The following is a 19,123-nucleotide window of genomic DNA, read 5'->3' on the forward strand; positions in this document are numbered from 1 at the left end:
TCGAACACGCAGAATAATAAAAAGGGATATTTTTTAATATCCCTTTTTATATACATAGTGTTGATAATGATTATCAATTGAAAGGAGGTTTTACTATCAAAAGGTTAATTTCAGTAATGTTAGTCGCATTTGTAACAATTTTCGTTACACCTAATTTAAATGCATCTGCCGCGCTTGCAGATGGGAAATATACAATTAATTACCAAGTGAATAAACCAGATTCTTCATCTGCTTCGATGGCAAATGATTACTTTTTGAAGCCTGCAACAATTATTGTTCAGAATGGCACTTCGGTTGTACAACTGAAGATGAAAAAAAGTACGTGGATAACGAAATTTCAATCAAGTACAGGCGGTAATAAAGTCGTAAGCGAAAATAAGGCAGAGGATACACGTATCGTACAATTTGCATTACCTGCTTATACATCAAAAACTGCTGTTACGATGAAGGTGGACATTGATGACTTAAATTATCATCATGAATATACAGTAGATTTTGTATGGGATGCGGCATCATTGAAAAACGAAGATGGTAGTGCAGTAGCAGCTACAACAGTACAAAATAACACTAACACGACTAAAAAAACAGATAATACTGGTAAAACAGATATTTCGTCAGTTAAAGAAAAAGAAATAAATCCACAAACAAGTGATGCTTTTCCAATAGGTATACTTTTATTGTTCTGTGTCAGTGGATTTATCCTATTTAATTTTAAAAAACGCATGAAGGAAGAAATCCATTGAAATATTTTGGAAGCACCCTCATCTACTTCACTCAGGTAGGAGTAGGGTGCTTTTTAAAAGGAGTGAATGGACATGATAAAAGAAACAAAAGTAAATAGTAGAAAGTTACATATGGTGGTGCTATGTATTATTTTTGTCGTTCTTTCAGCATGTACTAATTCAATTAAGGAAAATGAAAATAAGGTAAAAGAAAAAAAGGATGAAAATAAGACAACTGTTCAAGATGAAAATCGAATTATTCCAACGACAGTTGCAGTTGCTCATATTCTAGATGCACTAAATTTAGATGCCGTCGCTATTCCTACGACGATATATGATTTACCTAAACGATATGAGGGTTTACCCGAGGTTGGTAGTCCGATGTCACCTGATATGGAAGTTGTAAAATCCTTGAATCCAACAGAGGTTTTCTCAGTGACTACGTTGGAGGCAGATTTGAAAAAGACATTTGATGAAGTTGGTATTAATGCTTCATATGTGAATTTACAGAGTATTGATAGTATGAAAGCTGCCATTTTAGAAATTGGAAAAAAATATAAACGGATAGAAGAGGCCACGAAGCTAGTGACGGAGCTAGAAGGAAAGATTACAGCCATTTCAATGAAGGCAGAATTAAATGAATCACCAAAGGTGCTGATTTTATTAGGCATTCCAGGTAGCTATTTGGTGGCAACAGAAAATTCATATATTGGAGACTTAGTGAGATTGGCTGGAGGTCAAAATGTGATGAGCGGGCAAGAACCGGAGTATTTACCGTCTAATACGGAATTTTTACAACAAAGCAATCCAGATATTATTATTCGTCTGGCACATGGTCTGCCTGAACAAGTTGTGGAAATGTTTAATGAGGAATTTACTACGAATGATATTTGGAAGCATTTTGACGCAGTAAAAAATGGACGTGTTTATGATTTAGATGAACCGTTATTTGGTACAACAGCAACGCTTGCAGTACCTCAAGCGCTAGAAGAATTAATTAACATTATGTATCCATAATGAGAAATGTAGAGGACTGAGATGAATAAAAAAATAAGTAGTTTTTTAGTTGTAAGTCTATTACTTTTAGTCGTTATTATATATTCAGCCATTACTGGCTCTATTAAAATGGATACGATGGAGTTTATTAGGGCTCTTTTTGGGGAAGAAAGCTCAAATTACACAGTCATTAAAGATTTACGATTTCCACGGATTATTGTTGCTTTATTTGCAGGAGCATCTTTATCCATTTCCGGCGTATTATTGCAGGCAGTTATGCGTAATCCATTAGCCGATGCAGGTGTAATTGGCATCTCAGCAGGAGCATCATTTGTACAATTATTAATCATTACATTATTTCCAATGATGTTTTTCTTTACGCCATTATTAGCTTTTTTTGGAGGAGCCTTTGCTTGCTTTTTAGTATTTATGTTGTCCTGGAAATCAGGATTAAATCCTTTGAAAATAATTTTAGTGGGTATTGCGATTAATGCGATGTTTACTGGTCTAACAGAAGCCTTTGTTACGCTATGTAGCTATATGAATGTGATGGTTGGCGGTGTAGGTGGCTCTAATTTATCGATGCGAACTTGGAGTGATGTACGTTTAATTTCATTTTACGGTTTGATTGGTTTGCTAGCTGCTCTTCTAGTAGCCTCTTGGTGCAATTTATTGGCTTTACAAGATAAAACGGCCAAGAGTCTAGGCTTTAATGTAACACGTGCACGACTATTTATTGCAGCGATAGCGGTATTACTAGCGGCTATTTCAACTGCTACAGCTGGTGTTATTGCATTTGTCGGTTTATTAGTACCGCATATTTCAAGAAGGTTAGTAGGATCAGATCATAAATGGTTAATACCATTCTCAGCATTAGCTGGTGCCCTGCTAATTTTGACTGCCGATACATTAGGTAGAATATTAGTTGCGCCACTGGAAATACCAGCATCCACAATCATGGCGATAATCGGTGGACCATTCTTAATCTTCTTAATTCGAAAAGATAAGTAAAGAGAGGTGAGTGTATTGAACGTTTCTCAAATTAAACTATCTTATGATCAGAAGCAAAATCATTTAGATGGGGTTACGACAACTATTGAAAAGGGAAAAATCACGACGATTATTGGCCCGAATGGTTGTGGAAAAACAACATTATTAAGTGTTATTTCACGTAATAATATGCCGCAACAAGGATCAGTAACGTTAGAACAGAAGGATATAATGACATACAAGGCCAAGGAATTTGCGAAAAAACTAGCCATTGTTTATCAGCAAAATTCAGTGCCGCAAGATATCACGATTGAAAAACTAGTTGCTTATGGACGGGTACCCCATCAACAATTAATGAAAAAAAATGTTGAAGAAGATGAGGCGGCAGTCAATTGGGCACTGGCAGCAACAAATTTAACACAGAAACGTACATGTAAATTGGATGCATTATCGGGTGGTGAACGTCAACGTGTTTGGATTGCCATGGCACTTGCTCAAAAATCATCCATTCTTTGTTTAGATGAGCCAACAACATATTTAGATATTTTTTATCAAATAGAATTAATGGAGTTAGTGAAGAAATTGAACAAAGAACATGCTCTAACAATTGTGATGGTGTTGCATGATATTAATCAAGCAATAAAATATAGCGATCATATTATTTTGATGAAAGACGGTAAAATATTATGCGAAGGTGCACCTATAGAAACCGTAACAGCAGAACGTATGAAAGAAGTGTATGGTGTAGAAGTGATTATTCAAACGCATGAAAGTGTTGGTACATATATGATTCCATTAAGCATTTAGGAAAATTATATAAGGCAGATTAGAAGCTTCTTAGAGTTAATGAAGTTAAATTTTTAATCCTTTTAAATTTACAGTAAATATTTCAATGGCAGTATGTTATTTAGAATTATTTACACAAAATAAAATATCAAAACATATTTTAACTTTCTTGACAATAATAGTTTGTGAGTTATAATTGGTGAGAATGAGAATCATAATCAATTAAAAAAGAGGTATTTACTCACTAACATCCATGTAATTAATAGATGTTTTTCTTTTAATTTTAATTGAGAATGAGAATCATTTGAGTTTGTGGTAGTACTAGTTAAATTGTTTATACAAAAGGAGGTAAGAACTCGTAGGATAGGTTGAAATAATTAAAAAATTCAGGAGGTTAGAGTATTGAAGAAATTTTTACAATATGTAGCAATGATAGTGTTGATGTTAGGTGCAGTATTACCGGGCTTGGGAATGGAAGTAAAGGCGGAAGAGAATACCGGATCTAGCTGCGTAGTTGACTATTCGGCAAATATCAAAATGCTCAACGAACAGCAAACAGCAGATTCAATGATGAATAGCTATGTTCAAAAGGAAGCTACTGTTCAACAAAAAGATAGTCAATTTACAGTAGACATTACTGTGCCACAAGCATATACAGCGTGGTACCAGGATTTTAAAGTAGAATCTGGTGGAGAATTAAAAAAAGCTATTGAAAAAACAACAGACACTAATGGTAACGATATTTACACATTCGTAGTCGATCAATATGAGCAAACAATTAAGGCATGGGTTGATGTTTATATTCCAATGCTATCGTATGATCATGACTATATTGTGTATTTAAAAATTGCTGATGTTACGGAAGTTAATCGTGTATGTGATGAAGCAACAGAACAACCAGAAGATAACAAAGATGAAATTATTACAAAAAACGTTCCTTTCACATTTTTAACAAATAATAAAACATATGATACGTATTTTAAAAGTTATATTAATTATGCTGATTTAGCGGCAATTGGTGAAGAAAAATATGCCTATATTAAACTAACAGGTCACACATATGCATTTACGACACTAAAAGTAGGCAATGAAAACGGAGAAGACGTAAAAATCGTAAGCTCTGAAGGAGAAGGCAATTCATTAGTACGTGTTATAAAGGTAAAATTAGATGCTGATTTAAAGGCTACAGTGATTATGTCAGGTGACAAATATCCAGCAACACCGTTTACGTTTGATTTTGCACCGGTAAAAGAACAAATTGTATATTTACCTGAGCATTTCAACTCGAACAATCAAGTAATTGAGTTTGGACTGACACCTGTTAGCTTTGGTGCACCTGCTCATACAATAATCGCATCCCTTTTAGGACAAGCATATGCTACAAAAACAGCAGACAATAAAATTGCTGTAACAATTAATTTAGTTGTAAATGGTACAACGAAGGGCTTTTCTGTAAAACAAGGAAATAAAATGATTGCAGAATGGACAGCAGGGGATACGAAAAGTGCCATTAAATTTACAGTAGATTCATTAGAAAATTTAGCATTCACGTCAATAACTGAGCGAAATGGGAATGCTTCCACAATGAGTACGACAGTTGAAAAAGTACTATTAACGGGTGAGATTGCTAAGCAAGAGGAGAATAGTTCGGAAGGAAATACCAACGGCAGTGAATCAGGTTCTGGGGAGAACAATAATAATTCAAATACCGGTGGCAATAACAATTCTAACACTGAAAACAATGAACAATCAACTAATGGACTATATACAGTGAACTTTACGTTCTTAAATGAATCAGGTACGGGTAGCTCTATTATGAACACATATGTAGATAATCAAGCATATGTAGTGAAAAATGGCTCTTCTTATCAAGTTCAATTAACACTAAAAAATAGTTCATGGATTACTGGATTTACAGTGAATGGTGCAACACCTAGTACAATTAGCGATACAAATGATGTACGAGTAGTGCAATTTACAGTATCGAATTTAGCTACTCTTCAAAATGCGTGGGTAAAAGTCGATATTGCGGATCTTAACTATCATCATGACTATAATATTCTATTAAAATTTGAAGAAGCGTCACTTTCAAAGATTAATGATAGTTCAACATTCCCAAGTACAGGTGGTTCGACTAATAGTGGTTCAACAAATGGTAGTTCAACTAATAGTGGAACAAATACAAGTACTACAGGGAACTTTAGTCAAGAGGGAGTAGTTAAATTTGAATTTGCAAACAATACAAAAGAGATAGCTGTATTCCTACAAAAAGCAAAAACAGTATTTGAAAATAACAAATATAAAGTTACGCTTTCATTAAATATTGAAAATAACTTACAAAATTTTATTGTCAAACAAAACGGTAAAGAAATTGCAAAATGGTCGAATAAAGTAGCTTCATTAGTACCGATTGCAACTGCAAAAACAACAACACTTTCATTTGAAATTGCTACACTAGATAATCTTGTTTTTGAAGCAATAACGGCGGATAAGACAATTTCCACAAATGTATCAGCAACGACAACAAAGACAAATGAAAAGAATACTCGTCAGTCCATTACGTATAAAATGGTGGCTGATCCAAACGGTAATATGGCTGATTTTATTACAAACTATTTAGCACCATACTTCACGAAAGCTGAATTAGTAACACTTGACGGCAAACGTTATATTGAAATGACACTAATCGGTAAAGCTTATGGTTTTGAAACACTTGCTTATATTGATGAAAATGGTAAGCAACAAAAAATCGAAGTGATAAGTTCTACAGGCGAAAAAATGGATCAAGTACGTGTTGTACGTTTACCATTAATTCAAGATCGCAATGGCGTAACGAAAATATTTGTAGATTCAGGTAGTTTAGGTTATGGGGCGTACACATTATTCTTTACGTTTGATGTGCCAGCTTTAGAGGAAGAAACAACAAACTCTAATAATACAGAGAAAACGGATAATATTAAAAATCCTTTTACAGATATCGATAATATATTCAGCAAAGATGAAATTTTAGCTTTATACGCTGCTGGAATTTCAACAGGTACAACAGCTACAACATTTAGTCCAAATAAAAATATAACTCGTGCACAATTTGCAGTAATGGTAGCTCGAGCTTTAAATATTCAATCAGCTAAAGCAACCAAGTTTAAAGATGTTAAAGGTCAATGGTTTGAAAATGAAGTACAAGCACTTGCAGAGGTAGGTATTGTAACAGGTGTAAATGCCACAACATTTAACCCAACAGCAAATATTACACGTCAGCAAGCAGCGGCAATGATTTTACGCATGCTTGAATATAAAGGCTATAAAGTAACAGTTGATAAAAATGCCTTATCCTACAAAGATGCTAATCAAGTAGTTGACTACTCAAAGCAAGCGGTATCGGAATTACAGGCACTAGACATTATGACAGGGTCTAATGGCTATTTAAATCCAGAAAGTAATTTAACACGTGCTCAAATGGCGAAGGTTTTAAAACGATCACTAGAATTAGTCAATTTAATTGATTAATAATTAAAGCAAGATACTATTACTATCCCATAAACTCCTCTAACAGTTGGATGAGGTGACTATATCATGTGCTCCTATGAGATGGGCTATTGCCGAAGAGGGTCTTGCACTAGGTGACTCATCCAATAAAAAAATGCAATTCAAGTAGAAATTGAATTGCATTTTTTAAACATTTATACATCCGATTTTTTTAGTTTGCCTAAAACAAGCGTTTACTTTTCTAGGCTAATCTTATAGTGAAGACATGCGAATGTTAAGGGAAGCGTTTTAAACATAAAATTTGGCCAATATTAACTGTAAAAGTAGAAATACAGTGATTTATTTTGAAAATAGTTCATAAAAACTGTTGTCTTAGAAGAGGGATCCACAATAAATTATTGTGGAGGTTTTATAAAATAATTTAAAAAACGTTCTTAAACGATGCGAGTTTGAAATGCCAGGCTGTAAACTCGATGAAAAACGTCTAAGAACGTATAGTTATTATTCTTGTATTTTTACTGATATGTGTAATGTTAATTTTACAGATGGAAGAGGGCGCTGGCACATCTCTATCCTTTTAAGAAATCCTTGTACAGAAATTGCTGCTACTTTACTAAAGTTGCAGCAATTTCTGAAATAACAACCCGGTTACCAATTATTGGGGAAGACTCATTGTTTTCTTTGTTACCAATCTCTTCACGACGGTGTAAATTTTTAAAGTCATCTGATTCGCGCCATGCTTTGAATTGCTCGACTGTATCCCAGAACATCATAACGTTCATTTCATCGTGATCTTCTGGTTCAGAGCAAACGTTCACTTCAACTTTATTAAACCCTTCCCAGTTCAATAAAGTTTTATCAGATATAAATAATGGTGCCATTTTATGAGCAAAACCTTTTTTTACCAAAAAACGGTTAGTTACTGTAATCATCTATTATATTGACCCCTTTATGACATTTTTAATTGATATTGATTTTCATTATCAATTAAAACATACATTAATTGGCTATGCAATAAAAAAATTTAAAAAATAACATTAAAAACGTTTGTTGACAATTATTTTTATTTCAAATAGAATCATAAACAACTGCGTGAGAATGATTATCAATTTCAATTTGGTTTTTTTAAAAAAAGAAAGGGTTGGTAGTTACCATGAAGAAGTTTAAATTTCTATTAGTAGGTGCGTTAGCATTATTATTAGCAGCATGTGGAGAGGAAAGTAAACCAGCAGATGTGGATGCTTCAACAGATAAAATAGAAGTAGAACAACAAGTTGAAATAGGGGGGGCGGTAACATTAATAGATGACCTTGGAAATAAGCATGAATTTGAAGCAATGCCGAGTTCAGTTGCTACATTAAATCCAGGAATGATGAATATTTTGCTTGCATTAGGAGCAAATGTTACTGGTCGACCAACGATTACATCCGATATGAAGGCAGAAGTAAAAGCTATTCAAGAAATAGGTAACCCACATGAACCATCATTTGAGCAAATTGCTGCATTGAATGCGGAAATACTTATAGTGCCACTTAGCTTCCAGCAGTTCGCTAAAACGGTAGAAGCTACAGGTACGAAAATTGTGTACTCAAATATGAATTCAGTAGATGATATAAAAAAGACGATTACAAAATATGGAGCATTATTTAATAACACAGCAAAAGCGGAGAAGTTAGTTGCACAAATTGATGAGGAAATTGCAAAAGGCTCAACAAAATCAACGTTAGATGCTCTCATTGTTTACGGTGCACCAGGTACATATTTAGCCGCGCTTGATAATTCACTATACGGAGATATTTTAAATAAGGCAGGTGGTAAAAATATAGCAGCTGATTTACCAGCGACAGATAAGTTTCCAACATACGCAACTTTAAGTGTTGAGAAAATTGTTGAGCGTAACCCAAAAATAATTATGCTAATTACGCACGCCAATCCAGCAACAGTAAAAGAAGGTTTTGAAAAACAATTGAAAGAAAACGCAGCGTGGAAAAACTTAGATGCAGTAAAGAATAGTCAGATTATTTTTTTACCAGCAGAATTGTTTGATAATCCTGGTACACAAGTTGTAGAAGCTATTGACTATATGCGCGGGCTTTTAAAGACAGCTGAAGAAGCAGTTAAATAATTTTATTGTGGGGAAATAACGATGATAGCAGAAGCGGAAAAATATGCACATCCACTTGCTAAAAAACGAAAAATAGCGCTAATTGTGTTACCTATACTATTAATCATTGTGAGTATTGGCAGTCTTATGATAGGACAAGTTTCGTTTTCAGTAAGTGAAGTGTTTAATGGAATTTTTAGTTCAGAAGATACTATGGCGCGACGCATTGTTTGGGAAATCCGAATGCCTCGTATACTAACGGGTATGATTATTGGTGTTTGTTTGGCTATTGCGGGTTCGATTTTACAAGGAGTCATGCAAAATCCATTAGCCGATCCAGGAGTTATTGGAATTACTTCTGGCGCTGGAATTATGGCTGTAGCGGTTATGGTTGTGTTTCCTGGCTATATTATATACTTACCTATTGCAGCTTTTTTAGGTGCTTTTGTAGCGGCAATGATTGTGTATTCATTATCGGTGAAAAAAGGTGGTACATCCCCAATGCGAATTATTTTAGTTGGGGTAGCCATCAATGCACTTTGTGGTGCAGGAACAAATGCACTAATGATTCTTTATAGCGATCGTGTACAATCTGTATTGCCGTGGTTGTCAGGCGGTTTAACGGGTGTTGGTTGGATGCAATTAGAGATGATTTTCTACTATGTCCTTGTAGCTATTATATTATCAATTTATGCGATTAAACATATTCGTATAATGCGTCTAGGCGATGAAATGGCAAGCCTTTTAGGACACAATGTTGAACGCAGTCGATTTTTTTTAATTGTATTAAGTACGTTACTAGCAGGGATTGCAGTAAGTGTTGCTGGTTTAATTGGTTTTGTAGGTTTGGTAGTACCACATATTTTACGATTAATTATCGGTGGAGATCATAAGTATTTAATACCTACTTCTGCATTGGCTGGAGGCTTACTTGTTGTTTTCGCAGATACAATTGCGAGAACTGTATTTGATCCTATTGAATTTCCTGTTGGCATTTTACTAGCATTTATCGGAGGGCCATATTTCCTGTATTTAATTCATAGAAAGGGGAATTCCATTGCTACGAACTGAGCACATCAATTACCAACATGAGTTCACCAACTTCCAGTTAGATGATATTTCCTTGACAATCAATGAAGGAGAAGTTGTTAGTTTAATAGGACCAAATGGCTCGGGAAAATCAACTTTATTACGTGTAATTTCACGTCTTTTAAAGCCGAATAGTGGGGCAGTATATTTAGATGAGCGGAATATTCATGAAATGAAGTCTAAAGAAGTGGCTAAAACATTAACGATGCTCCCACAAATGAATAATCATCAATTAGATTTAACTGTGCGTGAGTTAGTTGAGTTTGGGCGTCATCCGCATAGTGGAGGGAAAACATCGCTGTCAAAAGAGGATATAAAAATTGTCGATTGGGCAATTGATGTAACTGGATTGAATCACATGCAAAATCGGGTACTACCTTCGATGTCTGGAGGAGAACGCCAACGTGCTTGGATTGCAATGACTGTAGCACAGCATCCCAAAGTTTTGCTATTAGATGAACCAACAACATATCTAGATATTGCTCATCAATTAGAAGTGATGGAGCTTGTAAAAGAGTTAAATCATAAATACAATATGACCGTTATCATGGTGTTGCATGATATTAACCAAGCTGCACAAAATAGCCAACGTCTAATTGTACTAAAAAATGGGAAAATTCATTATGATGATTCACCTCATTGTGTAATATGTAAAGAAATGTTTCAATCCATTTTTGAAATTGATGCTGAAATTTATATGCAGCATGGAAATCCGATCTTTACCCCAGTAAAATTGTGTTCAAGTTCTTGTAAATGAACGTATTTTTCTATGGTCACAAGATGCTTCTGTTAGAAATAGTAATTTGAAATTTATGAGGCATCTGTAGCACATATAAAATTAACTTATTCCATTTAAAGGAGTTTATAAAAATGATTGGTATAATTTATTACGCTTATGGCGCACCAAAATCTTTAGACGATGTTACACCTTATTTTTCACATATTATGAATGGTAAAACGCCACCTCCTCATGTGATTGAAAATATTACAGCGCAATTTAAAAAATTAGGTGGTGTTGATCCGTTAGCAGCCAATACGAGCCGTATTGCTAAAGGGCTGGAACATGCTTTACAGCAACGCTTAGCCCAGCCTGTAAAAGTATATAATGCTTACAAACATACAGAACCTTACATTCCAGATGTTGTTAACACGATGCTTGAAGATGGTATCTCAACTTTTATTACGCTACCTGTAAATCCGATTATGTCTTCAGGTGCTGCTGCGTTTCATGATGAAGTAAGTGCATTGCTAGCTTCTCATGATGTTACTATTATAAGTGGTCAAAATTGGCATTTAAATACAGAATTACTTGCTGTTTATAAAGATCGTGTTCATCGTGCCTATGAATGGATTTCCACTGAAAAACGAACGCACACTCATGTTTTATATACCGTGCATAGTCACCCAATTAATCCTGAACGTAATGAAATGTATGTACGCCAATTCTCCGAATTAGCAGAGGCCATCTCAAAAGCTGCTCAAATTGATAACTGGCATATTACCTATCGAAGTGGTCATGGCAAAGGTGACTGGCTTGCTCCAGATGTAAAGGAAAAGATTAAAACATTACATGCAGAAGGTGCTCAAGGTTTTGTCACATGTGAACTCCTTTCACTTTCTGCGGATATTGAATCCTATTTTGAAATCGGAAGTGAATGTCAAAAAATCTGTGAAGAACTTCAAGTTGATTTTGCCCAAGCGGAATTTCCAGGTGACAGCTACGATACCATTCAAGCATTAGCTACCATTGTTGAATCATTTATTCCAGCGGCACAATAATAAAGGCTCAATTATTTACAACACCGAAGCGCTCCTACGGATGTAGTGGTTTAGCCAAGGCGACAACATACCTTAGTTTAATGGAGTTTCTTGTATTATAACGCCAAATTTTATGACTATGATGTAACTGACGAACAACTAAAAGACGCTTTAAATCCACCGTCTGAAGCAGCAAAATATTAGTGAAGATGAAGTTACTCACTGGAGCAAAATTACTGGCGCGTCAAACTGCTTTAAAGGATGAACATTGTGTAATAGTCGTTCGCCCTGTCATTAAAAATAAGAAGATATAGCCATCTGATGCCGATATTGAATTGGTGTCAGATGGCTTTATTGTTTTAAAATTAGAAAAGCAGCGGATACAGTTTAAGCACACTTCTATTACTATTCCTTGCGCCGTTTTTAAATAATATTGCTAATAAATGCGAGATAGTTAGTCGATGATAGAAAATAGCTTTTAAATATTTTGGTGAATAAAGTTTAGGGGAATGGGGCTAATATTCATTTAATCTATTTAAACAAAATAATTTTAGCAATCAACTAATTATTAACCTAGAATTTAACACTGATAGAGCTTTAATTTTGTTCAGCTATTATATTAAGAAAGTAATAAAACAAATTTAAATGAAAAAGAACTGATTACATATAATCCCTTTAAGTAGGTGAATTTTATGCCTATTCTATCTATTTTTCTATATTATAGAAATTTTCTATGAAAATATTACCTATATAACCAATCTAGTAGTAAAATTACCTTATTTTTAGCATTTATTTATTGGTAATCTAGTTATATTATTGTCTTGTAAAGCAAATTACAGTTTGATTGGGATATTTAATCTTGGTAAATTTAGAAGTTTGCTTTCCCTATAATTGGTTGTAATTATTATTTGCGAGAACAATTTATACATATTTTAACAATTGAATAGCGCGATAATATTGTTCTCACAGAATAATATAATTTATTAGAATTCTGGAGGAATATACTATGAAGAAACAAAACAAAGGTCGTAAATTTTTCGCAACTACTGCAACAGCAGCACTTGTAGCATCAGCAATCGTACCAGTAGCATCAGCTGCTGAATTTAATGATGCAGATAGCATTTCATCTTGGGCAAAAGAAGCTGTACAATTTTTAACTGACAAAGGCTACATCCAAGGTGATGAAAAAGGGAACTTCAACCCAGCTGGTACGCTTACTCGTGCAGAAGCTGCTGAAATTTTATCAAAAGCTTTAGATTTAAAAGCTACAGGAACAGAAGATTTTTCAGATGTTGATGAAAATGACTGGTTCTATAATGCAGTACTTGCAACTTCACCAGAATTATTTGATGGTATGGGTAATGGCAGATTTGAACCTAAAGCTCAATTAACAAGAGAACAAGCTGCGAAAGTTATCGTACAAGGCTACCAATTAACAGGTAAAGCAGACCTTAGCCAATTCGCAGATGCTTCGAAAGCTTCTAAATGGGCTGTATCTTACTTAGAAACGGCTGTTGACAACGGCGTAATCAATGGTAAAGGTTCATTATTAGCACCACAAGATAAAATCAGCCGTGAAGAATTCGCTACTATGGTAAAACGTACAATTGATGCAACTGTGAAAGAGGTAACACCAGCTGTAGCATCTGTAAAAGGGTTAAATGCAAAAGAGCTTGAAGTAAAATTCAACACAGCTGTTGATGCAAAAGATGCGGCAATCACAACGAAGTATGCTATTGAAGGCGTAGCTATCACAAGTGCAGTAGTGGCTGAAGACGGCATGTCTGTTACTTTAACGACTGATAAGGAGTTAAAATTAACTAACGGGAAAGTGACTGTAAAACCAGTCAAAACAAAAGCAGATGCTAAAGTTTTAACTGAAGAATTTAATAACCTATTAACATTTGCAGATACAACACCTGTTAGCGTGAATACTGTAGAAGCAAAAGGTACTACAGCAGTGATCACTTTCGATGAGCTTGTACAAAATGAAGGAACAGTGAGCTTAAATGGTACTGAACTGTCAAAAGATCGTTATACTTTATCTGGCAAAAAATTAACAATTACTGGATTAACAGCTGAGCAAACTTATAAAGTAGATATTGTTGGTGCAACTGATTTCGCGAATAATATCGCGAATCCTATCGCTGTGAACTTCACAGTTGCTAAAGCAGATGTTGATAATTCAAAACCAACTGTTTCAACAGCTGTAAACGGTACAGAAATTACGTTTGATTTCTCAGAAGAATTAATGAAACAAAAATTTGTTGGAGATGCGGATGCTTCAGTTGAAGGGTATGCGAAAGTAACTGTAGGATCAACTGTTTTCTACTTAAAAGATGCTGATTTGAAAGATGTAGCTGATAAAACTGTATTCACGATTGATGCGAAAGCAGTGTTAGGTTCATCAACATTTATTAATACAAATATTAAAGTAGAAGGACAAAAAGATGTTGCTGGAAATGCTGGAGACGCATTTGAGTTCAATGCTATTCTAACTAAAGATACAACGCCTGCTACACTTGTCTCTGCTTCTACAAAAATGTTAGTAGCTGATGATGTGAAGGTAACTACAGATGTAGATGCTTTATACCTTACTTTTAGTGAGCCTGTCAAAGTAGATGGTATTTTAACAATTAAAACTCAGAACGGTATTGCTTACACTGCTGGAAAAGAAATAGCAGTAAAAGACGTTAAAGGTACTGGTTACGATGTAGATGGTAATGGCAAAATTGAGGGTGCAGAGAAAAACACAGTTAAAGTTGATATTGATTTAGATAGCAATTCAACATACACATTTGAATTATCTGCTGGAGCAGTGAAAGATTTATCTAAAAACGTGACTGCAGAGACGATTACATTTAATGTTACAACTGGAACGTTCGAAGCTACACCTGAAACGCCTACAGATTCATTAGTATTTGGAGCTACACCAGTTGTTGTAACAAATAACAATGTATTCACTGTTGAATATGCTACAGATGTGACTGTTACAGCAACAAATGCTGCTAACTACACACTTGGCGGAAAAGAGCTACCTGCTGGAACTCAACTTCAATTTGTAGATGGTACTAAAAAAGTACGATTCACTTTACCTGAAGGTTCTATTACTGCTAATGGTAATTATGTACTTGAAGCTAAAAATGTAGTTGATACAAAAGGAAATACACTTAAAAATGGGAAAGCTACAACTCAAGTAACACTTAAAGAAAATATTGTCCCTGTAGCTTCTCAAGTAACAGTAGTAGATAACAAAACATTTATCGTAGACTTCTCTGAAAGTATTGTAAATGAAGCTACACCAACAGGTTTAACAGTGAAAATTGCTGGTTCTACTGTGAAAATTACTGCTGCTGTTGTAGAAAACGGTAAACTTAAAGTAACAACTAAAGATCAATATGCTTTAACAGATAGCATTGTAGTAGAATTCAAATCGACTAACTTAGCTGATGTGAATAACAATAAAGTAAAAGACGGTTCTATTTCAAAATAATTCAACCTGTCAATTATAAGAAGCCCTGTAGAGATATCTCTACAGGGCTTTTAGTTTTATGATAGGAATATTCCCTTGTTCATCTATGAATTTTATTTATAAGGAAACTTTTTCGGAATAGGTCCAAAAGCAATCCAATGGTATTTGAAAAATCTACCCATTAACAGCACAATCATCCATGTAATAAATAGAGCAAAGATAAAGCCACCAGCACTCCATAGGTGATAGAGGACACTATTGCCGCCAGTACTAATTTGTCTGTAAAGGAAAAGGAAAAATGGATGCAATAGATAGACGCCAAATGATACTACCCCTAAGTTTATGAAACCGTTGACCCATGTATGGTTCCATTTATCATAGATCCAATAAGAAAGCTGTAATAAGACGATACAGGCTGTTAAAGATTGTAGCTGAAAAACTAGTTCAAATACGGTGCTGTTCACTAAATAGGTTTGTGATGAAAAAACATAGTAATATAAATAAACATTATAGATAGTAGATAATAGCCCTATACACCATATAAAAAGGAGGGGGATAGGAAAATTTTCTTTTTTTAATTGAAGCCATCCTTTATATTTTTCAAAATAAATACCTAAAAATGCACCGGCTAAAAAATAGCAAATATAAGAGAAAGAAATACTCCCTCTATAGGGGTACTGCCAAAACTCTGCATTTAATAGAATAAAGGCCCATTGAAGAACGAAGCCAATCCAAATTAGATGAGGAGATAGGGCTGGCTTTTTCTTTAAAACATATAAGAATAAAGGGAATATAAGATAGAACTGTACAATAATAAAAATATAATATAAATGAGTGTACGCTTTTCCTATTAATAGTTTTTCGAGAAATTCAACACTAAATAAAGCATGCCAGGTGGATACTAAATCATGTGTTACATAAAATTGTATGGCTGTATAATAAAAAATTGAAAAAAAGAGATAAGGAACGAGTATTTGTGTCACTCTTTTTTTATAAAAACGAATGATAAGCTCTTTCGTGAGTTCTTTTTGTATATAGTTGTAAAATAAAACGAATCCGCTTAAGAAAATAAAAACAGGAACAGCGAATTTTGGAAAAATATTGAGAAATACATATAGTGGATAAAATTTTGATTCATTAGATAATGCTGTAACAGGTGTACTAGTAGAATGGATGAGGAGTACAGCAAGAATGGCTAATGCACGTGTAATATTTAATTCATTGATATGTGCTCGCTTCATATGATCATCTCCAAAAGTTGATTATAGTTTTCAGTTCCCAAAATGCTGCCTACATACTCTATGGGTATGCTCGTTAATGATAAATTAGACAAACATTATCGTCTGAATTTCTCTAAAGTGAGCAAGTGGGTCGTTCATGAATTACTATAAATGGCCATTATGTCAGGAAGATGTCAGCCATAAAAAAGGCTACCACGCTTTATATGCGTAGTAGCCTTTGTATCATTGATGAAGACTATCAATATTTTCTGGGAAATAAAAAGGGAAATGAGATAGTGTATCAAACCTTTTAAAATTTAAGTCGAATAGCTTATAAAGTAACAAGAATTCTTCCTCTTGCTTGACCTTTTAGTAAAAGAGGTAAAACATTTGGAAGTTGCTGTAATGTAATCTCTTGCTGAATGAAATTGTCAAGGTTTGCTGGTTTAAAATCTGTCGCTAGGTGCTGCCAGATGTTCAAGCGAATATCCATTGGACAATAAACAGAATCAATTCCAAGTAAATTTACCCCTCTTAAAATGAAGGGGAAGACATTTGTAGGAAGCTGTGTGCCTGCAGTTAAACCACTAATCGCAACAGCACCTCCGTATTGAATTTGACTTAATAAAGAGGCGAGTGGCTCTCCGCCAACAGAATCAACAGCAGCCGCCCATTTTTGTTTACCTAATGCTCTAATCTTCCCATCATAAACTTCTTCCCGAGTAACGATTGAAGTAGCCCCAAGATTATTTAAATAGTCCTGTTCAGCTTTTTTTCCTGTGCTTGCTTCTACTTGATAACCAAGTGTTGAAAGAATAGAGACCGCAAAACTACCGACACCACCTGTTGCGCCAGTAACAAGAATTTTTCCTTTTTCAGGGTTAATGCCATTGTCCTCTAATTTTTTGATAGACAATGCAGCAGTAAATCCTGCAGTACCAATTATCATGGCTTCCTTGAGCGAAAGCCCTTTTGGAAGTGGCACAATCCATTTAGCAGGGATACGAGCATATTCACTAAAACCGCCAAAATGGGAGACCCCTATTTCATAGCTTGTCGCAATGACCTCATCACCTTCGTTAAAGCGAGGGTCTTCAGAGGAAACAACGACTCCAGCTAAATCAATACCAGGAACAAAAGGATAGGAAGTAACGATTTTACCATCAGGAATAGAAGCAAGACTATCTTTATAATTAATGCTTGAATAATAAATCTTAATTAATACCTCACCTTGTGGTAGGTCTGCTAAAGTCAATTCGTTTACTTTAACTGTAAATTCTTCCTCTTGATTGACAACTAACGCTTTAAAACTTCCTATTGTCATAGTAAACATCCCCTTATCATTTAATTCCAATAAACAGTAACAAAATTATTCTGACTGGTCAATATAAAATTGGAGTTTACCTATTCTTCCTGTATAATAGCTTTAACTTGATTCAGTATATGTTTTTGTATTGTTATGTACAGAAATCCCTCTCATTTATAATGGGAGATAGCCGTTGAATCCTCATAAAGCCGCCAGCGGATGTCACAGTTTTTAGAAATGAGCTTTCGAGCAAAATCAAAAAAATCTGGACGCATTGTTTCTCCGCGCACAAGCGAAGCGTCAGCGGCAATTACACTGAGGCGTAATTGATTAAATCATCGGAGGCATCTATGAAAAAGAAAGAGGAAGAACGTAAAAAACAAATTATGAAAGCAGCCTTTAATGCTGTTTCAAAGTTAGGTTATGATAAAGTTACACTACAAGACATAGCCGATCATGCCAATGTTTCAAAAGGGGTAGTTCACTACTACTTTACAAGTAAACAAAATATATTATTGGCATTACTGGAATCCACTACGAGCAAAATCTATAGTGTTGAAATACAAGAAATAGGCAAATATCAAACAGCTATAGAAAAGCTCCAAGCCTACTTAAACGCTGTTTTTGTGTCGCCCCAAGATAATAAAAAGTTTTACAGAGTCTATTTAGATTTTTTAGCCAAGGCAAACGGCAATGAGGATTATAAAAGAATCAACTTAAAATTTTATGAGAATTGCTGGGGAATTGGTCAAGAAATTATTGAATTAGGAAAAAGGGAAGGTGTGTTTAGCCCAAACATTGATTCGTTATCCTCTGCAAAAATGATGAGAGCAATGATTGATGGTTCGTTAATACAATGGTTAACTTGTGATTTAGAAGAACAACATAAATTTTATAAAGAAACCTGTTTGAATAGTATTGTGAAATTATTAAAATAGGGATAATAAAGCCTAATTACTATTGTAGTAAGGCTTTTTTTATGTAGAAAAAAAGGGGTTAATTTGAATAAATTAGAAATTATTTATCAATATATTATCTTTTTTGCTAAAATTACCGTCTTAATTTTCAAAAAAAACAATGGAAATAGAATATTTTTAATATTTTGTTTAGTAATTTATGTAAAATAATCGCTTAAAATAGGAAAAAATTGTTTTAATATTCACTGAAATAGCGTTTATGCAATCGTTTATACAA

The 19,123-nt window shown here is 34.3% G+C and carries 14 protein-coding genes; 11 read left to right on the top strand and 3 right to left on the bottom strand.

Features of this window, described 5'->3' with window-relative positions; translation table 11 throughout:
- The first annotated feature begins 77 nt into the window (after positions 1 to 77).
- The 5 genes from isdC to V6670_RS06855 all read left to right on the top strand — a co-directional run bounded on the left by isdC (position 78) and on the right by V6670_RS06855 (position 7,001).
- Complete coding sequence (gene isdC / locus V6670_RS06835) at positions 78 to 743, top strand: heme uptake protein IsdC (RefSeq protein WP_338653291.1); 666 nt, start codon at positions 78 to 80, stop codon at positions 741 to 743.
- Positions 744 to 815: 72 nt separating this feature from the next.
- The gene (isdE, locus tag V6670_RS06840; protein WP_338653292.1) at positions 816 to 1,739 is read left to right on the top strand and encodes a heme ABC transporter substrate-binding protein IsdE; all 924 of its coding nucleotides are present in this window, start codon (positions 816 to 818) and stop codon (positions 1,737 to 1,739) included.
- 21 nt (positions 1,740 to 1,760) lie between these two features.
- On the top strand, positions 1,761 to 2,729 hold the full coding sequence (locus V6670_RS06845; protein ID WP_338653293.1) for an iron ABC transporter permease: 969 nt from the start codon (positions 1,761 to 1,763) through the stop codon (positions 2,727 to 2,729).
- Between the two features lie 15 nt (positions 2,730 to 2,744).
- Positions 2,745 to 3,515: an ABC transporter ATP-binding protein gene (locus tag V6670_RS06850; RefSeq protein WP_141905539.1), complete on the top strand. Its 771-nt coding sequence runs from the start codon at positions 2,745 to 2,747 to the stop codon at positions 3,513 to 3,515.
- Positions 3,516 to 3,896: 381 nt separating this feature from the next.
- Positions 3,897 to 7,001: an NEAT domain-containing protein gene (locus V6670_RS06855; protein WP_338653294.1), complete on the top strand. Its 3,105-nt coding sequence runs from the start codon at positions 3,897 to 3,899 to the stop codon at positions 6,999 to 7,001.
- Positions 7,002 to 7,585: 584 nt separating this feature from the next.
- Here the strand turns inward: V6670_RS06855 and V6670_RS06860 are convergent.
- On the bottom strand, positions 7,586 to 7,912 hold the full coding sequence (locus V6670_RS06860; protein WP_141905537.1) for an antibiotic biosynthesis monooxygenase: 327 nt from the start codon (positions 7,910 to 7,912) through the stop codon (positions 7,586 to 7,588).
- A 221-nt stretch (positions 7,913 to 8,133) separates the two neighbouring features.
- On the opposite strand from V6670_RS06860, the gene V6670_RS06865 reads away from it, so the two are divergent.
- The 5 genes from V6670_RS06865 (at position 8,134) to V6670_RS06885 (ending at position 15,424) form a co-directional block, all read left to right on the top strand.
- Positions 8,134 to 9,105 carry an ABC transporter substrate-binding protein gene (locus V6670_RS06865; protein ID WP_338653297.1) on the top strand — a complete coding sequence of 324 codons (972 nt, stop codon included), beginning with the start codon at positions 8,134 to 8,136 and terminating at the stop codon, positions 9,103 to 9,105.
- A 21-nt stretch (positions 9,106 to 9,126) separates the two neighbouring features.
- Entirely contained in the window at positions 9,127 to 10,155 is a 1,029-nt protein-coding gene (locus tag V6670_RS06870; RefSeq protein WP_141905535.1) for an iron ABC transporter permease, read from the top strand.
- Between the two features lie 4 nt (positions 10,156 to 10,159).
- Complete coding sequence (locus V6670_RS06875) at positions 10,160 to 10,930, top strand: ABC transporter ATP-binding protein (protein ID WP_338654520.1); 771 nt, start codon at positions 10,160 to 10,162, stop codon at positions 10,928 to 10,930.
- Between the two features lie 113 nt (positions 10,931 to 11,043).
- The gene (locus V6670_RS06880) at positions 11,044 to 11,952 is read left to right on the top strand and encodes a ferrochelatase (protein ID WP_338653298.1); all 909 of its coding nucleotides are present in this window, start codon (positions 11,044 to 11,046) and stop codon (positions 11,950 to 11,952) included.
- A gap of 985 nt (positions 11,953 to 12,937) precedes the next feature.
- On the top strand, positions 12,938 to 15,424 hold the full coding sequence (locus tag V6670_RS06885) for an S-layer homology domain-containing protein (protein ID WP_338653299.1): 2,487 nt from the start codon (positions 12,938 to 12,940) through the stop codon (positions 15,422 to 15,424).
- Positions 15,425 to 15,516: 92 nt separating this feature from the next.
- Here V6670_RS06885 and V6670_RS06890 read toward each other — a convergent pair whose 3' ends face one another.
- Together V6670_RS06890 and V6670_RS06895 are read right to left on the bottom strand one after the other, a co-directional pair.
- Entirely contained in the window at positions 15,517 to 16,644 is a 1,128-nt protein-coding gene (locus tag V6670_RS06890) for an acyltransferase (protein WP_338653300.1), read from the bottom strand.
- 310 nt (positions 16,645 to 16,954) lie between these two features.
- Positions 16,955 to 17,947 carry an acryloyl-CoA reductase gene (locus V6670_RS06895; RefSeq protein WP_338653302.1) on the bottom strand — a complete coding sequence of 331 codons (993 nt, stop codon included), beginning with the start codon at positions 17,945 to 17,947 and terminating at the stop codon, positions 16,955 to 16,957.
- Between the two features lie 332 nt (positions 17,948 to 18,279).
- Here V6670_RS06895 and V6670_RS06900 point away from each other — a divergent pair, with 332 nt between their 5' ends.
- Positions 18,280 to 18,867: a TetR/AcrR family transcriptional regulator gene (locus V6670_RS06900; RefSeq protein WP_141903980.1), complete on the top strand. Its 588-nt coding sequence runs from the start codon at positions 18,280 to 18,282 to the stop codon at positions 18,865 to 18,867.
- Positions 18,868 to 19,123: the final 256 nt, after the last annotated feature.

It is taken from the genome of Lysinibacillus sp. Y5S-8, assembly GCF_036894365.1.
In the GTDB taxonomy this organism is placed as follows: Bacteria; Bacillota; Bacilli; order Bacillales_A; family Planococcaceae; genus Lysinibacillus; species Lysinibacillus fusiformis_D.

Excerpts from the sequence above, each read along its gene's own strand:
- V6670_RS06900 (WP_141903980.1), top strand. The coding sequence starts at position 18,280 with ATGAAAAAGAAAGAGGAAGAACGTAAAAAACAAATTATGAAAGCAGCC.
- V6670_RS06860 (WP_141905537.1), bottom strand. The coding sequence starts at position 7,912 with ATGATTACAGTAACTAACCGTTTTTTGGTAAAAAAAGGTTTTGCTCAT.
- V6670_RS06865 (WP_338653297.1), top strand. The coding sequence starts at position 8,134 with ATGAAGAAGTTTAAATTTCTATTAGTAGGTGCGTTAGCATTATTATTA.
- V6670_RS06845 (WP_338653293.1), top strand. The coding sequence starts at position 1,761 with ATGAATAAAAAAATAAGTAGTTTTTTAGTTGTAAGTCTATTACTTTTA.
- V6670_RS06885 (WP_338653299.1), top strand. The coding sequence starts at position 12,938 with ATGAAGAAACAAAACAAAGGTCGTAAATTTTTCGCAACTACTGCAACA.
- isdE (WP_338653292.1), top strand. The coding sequence starts at position 816 with ATGATAAAAGAAACAAAAGTAAATAGTAGAAAGTTACATATGGTGGTG.
- V6670_RS06870 (WP_141905535.1), top strand. The coding sequence starts at position 9,127 with ATGATAGCAGAAGCGGAAAAATATGCACATCCACTTGCTAAAAAACGA.
- V6670_RS06895 (WP_338653302.1), bottom strand. The coding sequence starts at position 17,947 with ATGACAATAGGAAGTTTTAAAGCGTTAGTTGTCAATCAAGAGGAAGAA.
- V6670_RS06880 (WP_338653298.1), top strand. The coding sequence starts at position 11,044 with ATGATTGGTATAATTTATTACGCTTATGGCGCACCAAAATCTTTAGAC.
- V6670_RS06890 (WP_338653300.1), bottom strand. The coding sequence starts at position 16,644 with ATGAAGCGAGCACATATCAATGAATTAAATATTACACGTGCATTAGCC.